Annotated in this window: 8 protein-coding genes; all 8 read left to right on the plus strand. The window is 44.4% G+C overall.

Features of this window, described 5'->3' with window-relative positions; translation table 11 throughout:
• Window positions 1–346 precede the first annotated feature (346 nt).
• A complete protein-coding gene (locus M3210_RS14285; RefSeq protein ID WP_251515731.1) occupies window positions 347–2449 on the plus strand; it encodes a heterodisulfide reductase-related iron-sulfur binding cluster in 2103 nt (700 codons plus the stop codon).
• Window positions 2450–2914: 465 nt separating this feature from the next.
• Window positions 2915–4096, plus strand: coding sequence for an acetyl-CoA C-acetyltransferase (locus M3210_RS14290; protein ID WP_251515733.1), 1182 nt, complete (start codon window positions 2915–2917; stop codon window positions 4094–4096).
• Window positions 4097–4121: 25 nt separating this feature from the next.
• Window positions 4122–4973: a 3-hydroxybutyryl-CoA dehydrogenase gene (locus M3210_RS14295; protein ID WP_251515735.1), complete on the plus strand. Its 852-nt coding sequence runs from the start codon at window positions 4122–4124 to the stop codon at window positions 4971–4973.
• A 19-nt stretch (window positions 4974–4992) separates the two neighbouring features.
• Window positions 4993–6126, plus strand: coding sequence for an acyl-CoA dehydrogenase (locus M3210_RS14300; RefSeq protein ID WP_251515737.1), 1134 nt, complete (start codon window positions 4993–4995; stop codon window positions 6124–6126).
• A gap of 11 nt (window positions 6127–6137) precedes the next feature.
• The gene (locus tag M3210_RS14305) at window positions 6138–7277 is read left to right on the plus strand and encodes an acyl-CoA dehydrogenase (RefSeq protein WP_251515739.1); all 1140 of its coding nucleotides are present in this window, start codon (window positions 6138–6140) and stop codon (window positions 7275–7277) included.
• 252 nt (window positions 7278–7529) lie between these two features.
• On the plus strand, window positions 7530–8477 hold the full coding sequence (meaB, locus tag M3210_RS14310) for a methylmalonyl Co-A mutase-associated GTPase MeaB (RefSeq protein WP_251515746.1): 948 nt from the start codon (window positions 7530–7532) through the stop codon (window positions 8475–8477).
• Entirely contained in the window at window positions 8470–9090 is a 621-nt protein-coding gene (locus tag M3210_RS14315) for a TetR/AcrR family transcriptional regulator (protein ID WP_251515776.1), read from the plus strand. The genes meaB and M3210_RS14315 overlap by 8 nt, the downstream gene beginning before the upstream one ends.
• Window positions 9091–9109: 19 nt before the next feature.
• The gene (gene icmF / locus M3210_RS14320; RefSeq protein WP_251515748.1) at window positions 9110–12352 is read left to right on the plus strand and encodes a fused isobutyryl-CoA mutase/GTPase IcmF; all 3243 of its coding nucleotides are present in this window, start codon (window positions 9110–9112) and stop codon (window positions 12350–12352) included.
• Window positions 12353–12720: the final 368 nt, after the last annotated feature.

A 12720-nucleotide genomic window follows, 5' to 3' on the forward strand; every position in this document is an offset into this window, starting at 1 on the left:
GAACGCCACGTCCTGTGGCAACGTCTGCACTAGCACGTCCTGTGCGTCGGAGGCTCACAAAGCCGCCCACGGAAAGCGAAGGTGTATCGGGGGCTGCGGACCGTCAGAAGAAATTCTTTGAGTACATTAGGTTAGTAATCTGTATTAATCTCCAAATAATAAAATAATTTTATTTATACAAATCTATTGACTGAATGGTCATTCACCTATAAAGTAGTAGTAAAGAATTTTCTAAACTGGCGGTACATATCAAATATTGTATCATCCCCAGTTGCCATCAAATTTTTTTAGCACATTATGAAATCGCTATCATTCTGAATAAATAAAAAAGAGGGGGAGCATATAAATGGATACATTTCTTATCATCAACTGGATCGCATTCTTAATTGTAACGATTTATGCAATCTATTTATTTGCTAGAGTTGTTACGACTAGAATAGCCTACATCAAACTGGGGAGGAAGTCAGAGTTTGATGGCGAAGTTAAGTTACGCTTGAAGCGAGTAGGCAAGATTGTGTTTGGACAATCGAAATTGCTGAAGGACAAAAAATCGGGAATCATTCATGTCATGATGTTTTACGGATTTATCCTTGTCCAATTTGGCGCAATTGATATGTTCATCAAAGGATTGTCACCTGGAAACCATTTGCCGTTCGGTCCATTATACCCAGGATTCGTCTTTTTCCAAGAGCTTGTCACATTGATGATTCTCGTGGCGGTTGTTTGGGCCTTCTATCGCCGATACATGGAAAAGCTTGTCCGCTTGAAAAGGGGCTTTAAAGCTGGGGTCGTACTTATCTTTATCGGCACACTCATGCTTTCCGTGTTATTTGGAAATGGAATGCTCATGCTCTGGGAGGAGCGCGCAACTGCATGGACAGAGCCTGTTGCAAGTTTAGTAGCATCCACCTTTAGCTTCTTATCGCCAGAAGCTGCGATGGTCTTGTTTTTCATTGCATGGTGGGTCCATACGGTAACCCTTTTAGCGTTCTTAGTGTATATTCCACAATCCAAGCACTTCCACTTGCTTGCGGCACCAGTCAATGTGTTCTTAAGTAAGAAAGTGCCTGGTAAGCTTGAAAAGATTGATTTTGATATCGATGAGGAAGATGAAGACGAAGAGATTTCCTTTGGGGTAGGCAAGGTCGAGGACTTCAAGCAGTTCCAAATGATTGACTTTTATGCCTGCGTGGAATGCGGTCGCTGTACGGACGTCTGTCCAGCTGCAGGAACAGGAAAAATGCTTTCCCCAATGGATATTATGATCAAGCTCCGTGACCATTTAACGGAAAAAGGAGCAGCTGTAACCGGAAAATCTCCATGGGTTCCGAGCTATGCATTCGCCGGAGCAGCTGGAAACCAAGCAAGTGCAGGCGGAGAAGCTGCAGAAACGATTCAAAATATGAGTTTAGTAGGCGATGTCATTACAGCTGAAGAGCTTTCTGGTTGTACGACTTGCCGGAACTGTGAAGATGCTTGTCCTGTAAATAACGAACATGTTGGTACAATTATCGACCTGCGCCGTTATCTTGTGATGACGGAAGGGAAAATGGATTCCGACATCCAACGTGCGGTACAAAACATCGAGCGTCAAGGGAATCCGTGGGGCTTATCGAAAAAAGACCGTATCAAATGGCGTGAAGAAGATGAGTCAGTTTATATTCCGACAGTAAAAGAGTTGAAAAAAGAAGGAAAAGACTTTGAATACTTGTTCTGGGTAAGCTCGATGGGTGCGTACGACAGCCGTAGCCAAAAGATTGCCATCGCTTTTGCGAAACTGATGAATAAAGCTGGAGTGAGCTTTGCGATTTTAGGAAATACAGAGGCAAACTCAGGAGACACGGCTCGTCGAATTGGAAACGAATTCCTTTTCCAAGAAATTGCTGAAAAGAACATCAAACAGTTTACAAAATACGATGTGAAGAAAATCGTCACGATCGACCCGCATGCATATAATATATTTAAGAATGAATATCCGGACTTTGGCTTTGAGGCAGAAGTGTATCATCACACTCAACTACTCTACGATCTTATCATGGAAGGCAGCCTACAGCCAAAGGGAAGCATTAATGAACGCCTAACTTATCATGATTCATGTTATCTTGGAAGATATAATGGTGTCTATGACCCACCTAGGGAAATCCTAAAATCAATTCCAGGTTTGGAGTTGGTGGAAATGGTCCGTAACCGAGAGAACGGAATGTGTTGTGGAGCCGGTGGAGGCTTGATGTGGACGGAAGAAACGACTGGAACCCGCATCAACGTAGCTCGTACGGAACAAGCTTTAGCCGTCAGCCCATCGATGATTTCCACTGGATGCCCATATTGCTTGACGATGATCAGTGATGGAACGAAAGCAAAAGAAGTCGATGAAGACATCAGTACCATGGATGTTGCAGAAATTCTAGCAATCTCTGTATTCAAGGAAGAAGAAGCAAAGACTGCCTAAGCTCAAAAGCGAAAGTGCCCGTTTAGGGACGTACAGACTGGACCGAACCGCAGGAGATAAAGGAAACATGCCCCTTTAGGGGTATGCCGACGTTGGGCTTTAGCCCGTACTTAGTCGGCCCTCCTAAACATAGAGTCGATGTTGACTTATCGTGTCATGAGGTTTGGGAAGTCTGATAGTCCCAATGCTCGTCGTGTTGCAAGCTTAGTCGGTGTAGCGGCACTCCTCGCAAAGCTGCACGGAGTATTACAAAGTAGCAGATTCATGAAGATATACAAGTCGATGCTTCACTGGAGCTGGACGTGGCTATTGAACAAAACTACTCAGACATGCAGAAATTCTGCTCTTTAGCCTAATAGTACAATAGAAAGAGGTATAAACCCTATACCTCTTTCTTTACAACCAACACTTGAGCGAGCGTTCAATCGCAAGCTTGATATTAATATATTTTAAAGGAGGATTATTATGAGAAAAACGGTAATCGTATCTGGAGCAAGGACACCATTCGGAAAATTTGGGGGTGCTTTAAAAGCTTTTCAAGCATCTGATCTTGGGGGAAAAGTGATTTCGGAAGCGGTGAAGCAAGCTGGAATTGATGGTGAACAAGTAGATGAAGTAATTATGGGGTCAGTTTTACAAGGTGGTCAAGGTCAAATTCCATCTCGTCAAGCAGCTAGAAAAGCAGGGCTTCCATGGGGAGTGAAAACAGAAACAATCAACAAAGTCTGTGCATCCGGCCTTCGCGCAGTGACGCTTGCGGATCAGCTTATCCGTCTTGGTGATGAAGACGTTATTGTTGCAGGGGGTATGGAAAGCATGAGCAATGCTCCATACATCCTGAAAGATGCTCGCTGGGGAAATCGCATGGGGGATAAGCAGGTCGTCGATATGATGATTCACGATGGACTAACTTGTTCATTTGAAGGCGTCCATATGGGGAATTACGGAAACTCGACTGCAAATGAATTCAATGTAAGCCGTGAAGCACAAGATGACTGGGCATATCGCAGCCACAAACTTGCAGTAGAAGCGATTGAATCCGGAAAATTTAAAGATGAAATTGTGCCACTTGAAGTTCCACAACGTAAAGGTGACCCAATCGTTGTTGATACAGACGAAGCACCACGAAAAGATACAAGTGCAGAAAAACTTGCGCAACTGCGTCCAGCTTTTGATCCTGATGGAACGATAACTGCAGGAAATGCACCAGGTATCAATGATGGAGCAGCTGCTTTTGTTGTCATGGGTGATGATAAGGCAGAGGAGCTGGGAATTAACCCGCTCGCAACCGTTCTTGGTCACGCTGAAGTAGCGGTGGAAGCGAAAGATTTCCCACAAACTCCAGGTATCGTCATCAATAAGCTTTTAGAAAAAACAGGTTATACGAAAGACGATATCGATTTGTTTGAAATCAACGAAGCGTTTGCGGTCGTTTCCTTGGCAAGTAGCCAAATTGCTGGAATTGATATGGATAAAGTGAATGTTAACGGTGGTGCAGTTGCACTTGGGCATCCAATTGGTGCAAGTGGAGCGCGGATTATCCTCACGTTGATCCACGAATTGAAGCGTCGTGGCGGCGGACTTGGAATTGCGGCAATTTGTAGTGGCGGCGGCCAAGGTGACGCGATCTTAATCGAAGTAAAATAGAAACTTCATTCGGGAGGAAGAACACATGACAATCAAAAAAGTAATGGTCATTGGAGCAGGACAGATGGGTTCGGGGATCGCCCAAGTAAATGCCCAGGCTGGCTTCGATGTTCTTTTATATGATGCCAACCAAGAAGCTATTGAAAAAGGTCTTCAACATATTGAGAAACTCCTTATCCGGGCAGTGGATAAGGAGAGAATCACCGAAGACGAGAAAACAGCTACCCTGAAGCGACTCCAGCCAGCGAAATCGCTTAAAGATGCTGAAAGTTGTGATCTCGTAATTGAAGCGATTGTTGAAAATATGGATGTCAAAACAAAGGTGTTCCGTGAACTGGACGAAATCACACCAGAACATACGATATTAGCGACCAATACTTCATCCTTGCCGATTACAGAAATCGCAGCGGCAACTAAACGGCCGGAAAAAGTGATTGGCATGCATTTTATGAATCCTGTTCCAGTCATGAAGCTGGTGGAAGTGATTCGTGGAATTCAAACGAGTGATGAAACCTATGAAACGATCGCGAAGATGTCAGAAGCGCTCGGAAAAACATCTGTTGAAGTTGCTGATTTTCCTGGCTTTGCGGCAAACCGCATTCTTATGCCGATGATCAATGAAGCGATTTACGCCGTATATGAAGGAGTAGCAACGCCTGAGGATATTGATACGGTGATGAAGCTGGGTATGAATCATCCGATGGGACCACTTACGCTTGCGGACTTTATCGGCTTGGATACGTGCCTATATATTATGGAAGTTCTATATGAAGGTTTTGGAGACAGCAAATATCGCCCGTGTCCGCTACTTAGGAAGTATGTGAAGGCAGGTTGGCTCGGTAAGAAATCAGGCCGTGGTTTCTATGTATACGACTAACACCTTGGAGGTTACTACGATGGATTTAACGTTCACTGAAGAGCAGGAAATGATGCGGAAGATGGTCCGTGATTTTGCCAAAGATGAAATTGTCCCAGCGGTTGAGCAAATGGAAAAGGAAGATCGTTTTCCTATAGAGATTATCCGTAAAATGGGTGAGCTCGGTTTAATGGGGATTCCAATCCCTGAGGAGTATGGCGGAACAGGGATGGACTACACATCGTATATCATCGCTATTAATGAAATATCCAAGGCAAGTGCTGGTGTAGGTGTCATTTTATCGGTCCATACTTCGGTAGGTACGAATCCGATTCTAAAGTTTGGTAGTGAAGAACAGAAGAAAAAGTACATTCCGAAGCTTGCTTCTGGTGAATATATCGGCGCATTTGCCCTTACCGAGCCAGGTGCCGGGTCTGACGCAGCGAATATTAAAACGAAAGCTAGGCTGGAAGGCGACGACTATATTTTAAATGGGTCTAAATTATTCATCACAAACGGTATAGCAGCCAATACATTTATCACATTCGCGAGAACGGGCGAGGGGAATAAAGGAATCAGCGCTTTTATTATCGAAAGAGACACGCTAGGACTCTCTATCGGTAAAGCGGAGAAGAAAATGGGACTGCACGGAACAGGAACAGTAACGTTAAGTTTTGACAACTGCAAAGTGCCAAAAGGACAGCTTCTTGGAGAAGTAGGGGAAGGTTTTAAAATTGCCATGGCTAACTTGAATTTTGGCCGCATCGGAATTGCCGCCCAAGCGTTAGGGGTCGCGGAAGCAGCTTTTGAACATGCTGTGGATTATGCGAAGGAAAGGGAACAATTCGGAAAGCCGATTGCCCACAATCAAGGCATCTCCTTTAAATTAGCTGACTTGGCGACGCAAATTGAAGCAGCAAAACTATTAATCTATCGCGCGGTCGATCTTGCCGAACGGAATCTGCCGCACAGTAAGGAAGCATCTATGGCGAAAATGTATGCATCCAATACGGCAATGAAGACAGCTATTGAAGCGGTTCAAATATATGGCGGATATGGTTATACCGAAGATTATCCGGTAGAACGCTTTTTCCGTGAAGCAAAAGTGACGCAAATCTATGAAGGAACAAACGAAATTCAACATATCGTAATCGCAAAAAACTTACTGAATTAGGGGGAGACAGAATGAATTTTCAACTGACAGAAGAACAGGAAATGTTACGGAAAATGGTTCGCGATTTCGCCGTGAAGGAAGTGGAACCGACGGCTGCTGAGCGTGACGAAGAAGAACGTTTTGACCGGGAGATATTCGATAAAATGGCAGAACTAGGACTCACTGGAATCCCGTGGCCTGAAGAATACGGTGGAATTGGTTCCGACTTTGTGAGTTACTGTATCGCAGTTGAAGAATTATCCCGAGTCTGTGCCTCGACGGGCGTAACGCTATCGGCTCATTTGTCCCTTGCCAGCTGGCCGATTTATGCGTATGGGAATGAAGAACAAAAGAAAAATTTCCTATACCGATTAGCTACAGGTGAAGCGCTCGGTGCTTATGCATTATCGGAGCCAGGTGCTGGAAGTGACGTTGCCGCAATGAAAACAACCGCTAAAAAAGATGGCGATGCTTACGTATTGAACGGAAATAAAGTATGGATTACAAATGGCGGTGTCGCTGATATTTATATCGTGTTTGCAAAAACTGATCCAGATGCACGTCATAAAGGAATCAGCGCATTCATCGTGGAAAAAGGAACAGAAGGATTCTCCTTTGGTAAAAAAGAGAAGAAACTGGGAATCCGTTCCTCCCCGACGACAGAATTAATCTTTGAAAACTGCCGAGTCCCTAAAGAAAACCTTCTTGGGGAAGAAGGGGAAGGTTTTAAAATTGCGATGACTACCCTCGATGGTGGCCGCAATGGTATTGCAGCTCAAGCAGTTGGAATTGCTCAAGGCGCATTAGATGCATCGATTAATTATGCAAAGGAAAGAGAACAATTCGGAAAACCAATTGCCCATAACCAAGGAATCTCTTTTAAACTAGCAGATATGGCAACCGAAGTAGAAGCAGCCCGCTTATTAACGTATCAAGCTGCATGGCTTGAGAGCAATGGCAAACCATATGGCAAAGAATCCGCCATGTCCAAACTATTCGCAGGTGACGCTGCCATGCGCATCACAGTCGAAGCAGTCCAAATCTTCGGCGGCTACGGCTACACAAAAGACTACCCAGTAGAACGCTACATGCGCGACGCAAAAATCACTCAAATCTACGAAGGCACCCAAGAAGTCCAACGCCTCGTCATCGGACGCACAGTGACTAAGTAATTGAGTGGGTCACGGTTTCATACTAGGTTATATAAAGCTATTCTATTAATAATCAAATAAAGATCACTGTAAAATGGGATTCCCTCGGAGCAGTCCAAATACCTCGAGACTCCTGCGGGAGGATAGGCCAGAGTGAGACCCCGCAGCGCAGCGAGGAGGCTTACGGGCCGCCCGCGGAAAGCGAGAGGTATTTGGACTGCGGACCTCGGGGGAGAATCACACAGAATGAAACCAACTGAAAGGAAGAACCAAATGCATGAAATAGTTGAACGGATCAAACAAAAGGATATTCGTGCCCTTGCCCGAGCTATCACAATGGTGGAAAACGACCACCCAGAAAAGCTCGAGCTATTAAGCGACGTGTTTAGCCAGCAAAAACATGCTGTCTATGTCGGACTTACCGGCTCACCCGGCGCAGGTAAGAGCTCCCTCGTAAACCGGCTCATTACCCAAATCCGGAATGAGGGAAAAACCGTCGCTGTCATCGCAATCGATCCTACGAGTCCGTTCAGCGGTGGTGCACTCCTCGGTGACCGGGTCCGGATGAATGAACATTTTCTCGATGAAGGAGTGTTTATCCGGAGTATGGCCACCCGTGGCAGTCTGGGCGGCCTTGCCCGAGCTACGAAGGATGCGGTGCGAATATGCGATGCTTACGGATTCGATGTCATTCTAGTCGAGACGGTCGGTGTCGGACAATCTGAACTTGATATTATGAAAATTGTTGATACAACCGCAGTCGTGCTTACTCCTAACAGCGGAGATGTGCTGCAAATTTTCAAAGCAGGCATCATGGAAATCGCGGATCTCTTTGTCATCAACAAAGCAGATCTCCATGGATTTGGGAAGTTAAAAGCACTACTCAAAGAGCTGGTGATGATCACCGCAACGGAAGAAAGAGAAACACCGATTGTAAAGACAATAACAACTGAAAATAAAGGCATCGATAAGCTTTGGATGAAGATTAAAGAACATCATGACTACTTGTATCGTACTGAAGAAGGTAAACGTAAACGGACGATGCAGCAAGAACTGGAAGTGTATGAACTGATCCGAGATGAAATTTGGCGGGATGTGGAACAGTTTGTGGAGGCGAGGAAACATTTCCAGCCAATTGAAGCGGATGCTGACCCATATCGTTTAGCGAAGGATTGGTATACAAGATGGAAGAAGGAGGGAGACCACAGTGGTGATGGATAAGAATCAAATTATCTCCTCCGTAAAAGATGAGGACCTGATTAAAAAACGCCGCAATCAAATGATTCAGGGTGCGATACGGCTTTTTAAAGAGAAAGGTTTCCACCGGACAACGACAAGGGAAATCGCGAAAGAATCTGGATTCAGTATCGGTACGCTGTACGAATATATCCGCAAAAAGGAAGACGTTTTATTTTTAGTTTGCGACTACATTTATGATGGGGTGCAGGAGCGGTTCGAATCAGCGATGAAACTGGACGCTCCCTCGAAGGAAAATGTTGAAGCAGTCATCCGTTCTTACTATCAATTAATGGATGACATGCAAGAAGAGATCCTTGTTCTTTATCAAGAAATAAAAGGACTGAATAAAGAAACGAGAAAATACGTACTTAAAAAGGAAAAAGATATGGTGGCCATGCTGGAGAAATTGATTCTTTCCAGTTACGCGAACCTCGATGAAGCAGCGGCTGCCATTGTGGCTAACAATATTTTTGTCCAGGGCCATATGTGGGCTTTCCGCCGTTGGATTTTACAAAAAAGCTTCACCATCGAAGAGTACGCGAATATCCAAATTAATCTTAACCTGAACGGTCTCTTGCATATGAAGAAAAACTAAAGGGGAAGGAGAAATACCTATGCAACAAGTGGAGATTTATAAACCGAAAAATCCCGTCCGCTTTGTCACTGCATCCAGTCTGTTCGACGGCCATGACGCATCGATAAATATCATGCGCCGTATCCTGCAGTCAACTGGGGCAGAAGTGATTCACCTTGGACATAATCGCTCTGTAGAGGAAATCGTTTATGCTGCCATCCAAGAAGATGCGCAAGCCATTGCCATCTCTTCTTATCAAGGTGGTCATGTGGAGTACTTCAAATATATTGTTGATTTGCTGAAAGAACTCGGTTCGGAGCATATTAAAGTATTCGGAGGCGGAGGAGGAACGATTATCCCTCGGGAAATCAAAGAACTCCATGATTATGGTGTCGATTGGATATTTTCTCCGGAGGACGGAAGAAAGTACGGCCTTCAAGGAATGATTAATAAGATTATGGAACTCAGTGATTTCATGCCGCCGGTTGATATCGAAAAAGAGAAACCACGATTATACAATAGTGAGCGGGACGCCATGGCCAAATTTATTACGTACATGGAAAACACACCGGATGATTCAGAAGAAAAGGAAAAACTTCTGCAGGAATTCCAGGAAAAAGCGAATGAAAATCTACCGGTATTAGGAATCACGGGTACAGGTGGGGCAGGGAAAAGTTCTCTTACTGACGAACTTATCCGCCGATTTTTAAATGAGGTACCAGATAAGAAGATTGCTGTCATTTCGATTGATCCGACGAAAAGAAAAACTGGTGGTGCACTTCTAGGCGACCGAATCCGGATGAATGCGATTTTTAATGAGCGGGTCTACATGCGATCGTTGGCAACAAGGGATTCTCGGGATGAACTGTCAAAAGCAATCAATGACGTCCTAGATGTCGTCCGGGCTACTGACTTTGACTTTATCATCGTGGAAACAAGTGGTATTGGTCAAGGAAATGCCGCAATTACTGATGTGACCGATCTATCCATGTATGTCATGACAGCTGAATTCGGTGCACCTACCCAACTTGAGAAAATTGACATGATTGACTATGCGGATTTCATTGTCATCAATAAATTCGAACAACGTGGTTCGGAGGATGCATTGAATCAAGTCCGCAAACAATTTGAGCGAAGCCGCATGTTGTTCGGGCAGGATAAAACGAAATATCCGGTATTTGGCACCATTGCCAGCCAATTCAATGATAAAGGAACAAACGCACTTTTCGCCTCGATTATCGATACATTGAATGAGCGTTATGATTGGAATGAGGAAGTTGATTTTGAGAGGCATGTCCTCTCAGAAAAACAAAATCAAATCATCTCCAGCGAACGCCGTCATTACTTACGTGAAATTGCCAGCATTATCCGCAATTATAATAAAAAGATTGAAGATCAAAGTGATATTGCGAGAAAGCTTTATCAGTTTCAAGGTACAATCGACATCATCGAGGATGAAGAAGTAAAAGAATTACTCCAAACGACAATGAAACAATATGAGAAGCAGCTCGATAATCAGTCGCGGGAACTTCTTGAATCTTGGGATGAAACGAAGGAAAAATATAGTGGAGACACCATTACATTCAAAGTCCGTGATAAAGAAATCGTTACAGAAATAACCACAGAATCTTTATCCGGCTTGAAAATCCCGAAGGTGGCATTTCCGAAATTCCAAGATTGGGGCGAGCGTCTCCGCTGGCTGATGAAGGAAAACGTTCCAGGTGCTTTTCCGTTTACAGCTGGAGTATTCCCGTTTAAACGTGAAGGCGAAGACCCGACCCGACAGTTTGCCGGAGAAGGAACGCCGGACCGGACGAATCGCCGTTTCCATTATTTATCCAAGGATTCCGAAGCAAAACGACTCTCCACCGCCTTCGACTCGGTCACTTTATATGGAGAAGACCCAGCCGAGCGTCCAGATATTTTTGGAAAAATTGGTGAAAGTGGTGTAAACGTTTGCACGTTGGACGATATGAAAAAGCTATACGCCGGTTTTGATCTGACACATCCGCTGACGTCTGTTTCTATGACCATCAACGGGCCAGCACCGATTATTCTAGCCATGTATTTCAACACGGCAATCGACCAGCAGGTGGATAAATTTACCAAGGGAAACGGCCGCCAGCCAACACAGGAAGAATATGAAAAAATCAAAGCTGAAACGATTTCTGTCATTCGCGGTACCGTGCAAGCGGATATTTTAAAAGAAGATCAAGGTCAAAATACATGTATCTTCTCAACTGAATTCGCCCTGCGCATGATGGGAGATATCCAGGAATATTTTATAGAAAATAATGTACGTAATTATTATTCTGTCTCGATTTCCGGCTACCATATCGCCGAAGCGGGAGCGAACCCGATTACCCAGCTTGCATTTACATTGGCGAACGGCTTTACCTATGTCGAGTACTATTTAAGTCGGGGAATGGATGTAAATAAGTTTGCACAAAATCTATCTTTCTTCTTCTCCAATGGACTGGATCCGGAGTATACCGTAATCGGCCGTGTCGCGCGCCGCATTTGGGCAGTTGTCATGAAGGAAAAGTATGGAGCAAACGAACGAGCGCAAAAGCTGAAATATCATGTCCAGACTTCGGGCCGTTCCTTGCACGCTCAGGAAATTGATTTTAATGATATTCGGACAACGTTACAGGCACTTCTAGCTATTCAAGATAATACAAACTCGCTTCATACAAATGCATATGACGAAGCAATCACAACACCGACAGAGGAATCTGTCCGCCGTGCGATGGCAATTCAAATGATTATTAATAAAGAATTTGGACTGACAAAGAACGAGAACTCCATCCAAGGCTCCTTTATCGTTGAAGAATTAACGGACCTTGTGGAGGAAGCCGTTCTGAAAGAATTTGAAAGGATGAATGATCGGGGTGGAGTGCTTGGAGCGATGGAGCGTCAATACCAACGCGGCAAAATCCAGGAAGAGTCCCTCTACTATGAAGGGAAAAAACATTCCGGTGAACTTCCAATCGTTGGCGTGAATACGTATCTCAATCCCAACCCGCCATCTGATGAAGAGATTGATTCCATGGAACTTGCCCGCGCATCCCAAGAAGAAAAACAACATCAAATCACAGAACTGCGCAAATTCCAAAAGAAACACGAAAACGAAACAGAAGCAGCATTAACCCGCTTAAAAGAAGTCGCCGTATCCGGAGGCAATATTTTCGAAGAACTGCTAGAAACAGTAAAAGTTGCCAGCCTCGGCCAAATCACAAGCGCCCTCTACGAAGTTGGCGGACAGTATAGAAGAAATATGTAAACAGAAATGGAAGGTATCCGCTTATGTAGTGGATACCTTCTTTTTCATTTGTTGGGCACTATAGAACTTAGAGCCAACACTCTTCTTGTCGTGAAGCAACCAGAGAAGTACTCAATCCTGACAAGAGAAGCATCCTCATGTCATGAACGCATCAAAACGCTTGGTCTTCATGACAATATAGGTGTCCTCAAGTCATGAACGCATCAAAACGCTTGGTCTTCATGACAATATAGGTGTTCTCATGTCATGAATGCATCAAAACGCTTGGTCTTCATGACAATATAGGTGTTCTCATGTCATGAATGCATCAAAAAGCGTGGTCTTCATGACAATATAGGTGTTCTCATGTCATGAATGCATCAAAAAGC

The sequence above is a fragment of the Oceanobacillus luteolus genome, assembly GCF_023715655.1.
In the GTDB taxonomy this organism is placed as follows: domain Bacteria; phylum Bacillota; class Bacilli; order Bacillales; family Amphibacillaceae; genus Oceanobacillus; species Oceanobacillus luteolus.

What these genes read in the sequence shown, in the direction of transcription:
- M3210_RS14300 (WP_251515737.1), top strand. Translation starts at nt 4,993, where the DNA reads ATGGATTTAACGTTCACTGAAGAGCAGGAAATGATGCGGAAGATGGTC.
- M3210_RS14295 (WP_251515735.1), top strand. Translation starts at nt 4,122, where the DNA reads ATGACAATCAAAAAAGTAATGGTCATTGGAGCAGGACAGATGGGTTCG.
- icmF (WP_251515748.1), top strand. Translation starts at nt 9,110, where the DNA reads ATGCAACAAGTGGAGATTTATAAACCGAAAAATCCCGTCCGCTTTGTC.
- M3210_RS14315 (WP_251515776.1), top strand. Translation starts at nt 8,470, where the DNA reads ATGGATAAGAATCAAATTATCTCCTCCGTAAAAGATGAGGACCTGATT.
- M3210_RS14285 (WP_251515731.1), top strand. Translation starts at nt 347, where the DNA reads ATGGATACATTTCTTATCATCAACTGGATCGCATTCTTAATTGTAACG.
- M3210_RS14290 (WP_251515733.1), top strand. Translation starts at nt 2,915, where the DNA reads ATGAGAAAAACGGTAATCGTATCTGGAGCAAGGACACCATTCGGAAAA.
- M3210_RS14305 (WP_251515739.1), top strand. Translation starts at nt 6,138, where the DNA reads ATGAATTTTCAACTGACAGAAGAACAGGAAATGTTACGGAAAATGGTT.
- meaB (WP_251515746.1), top strand. Translation starts at nt 7,530, where the DNA reads ATGCATGAAATAGTTGAACGGATCAAACAAAAGGATATTCGTGCCCTT.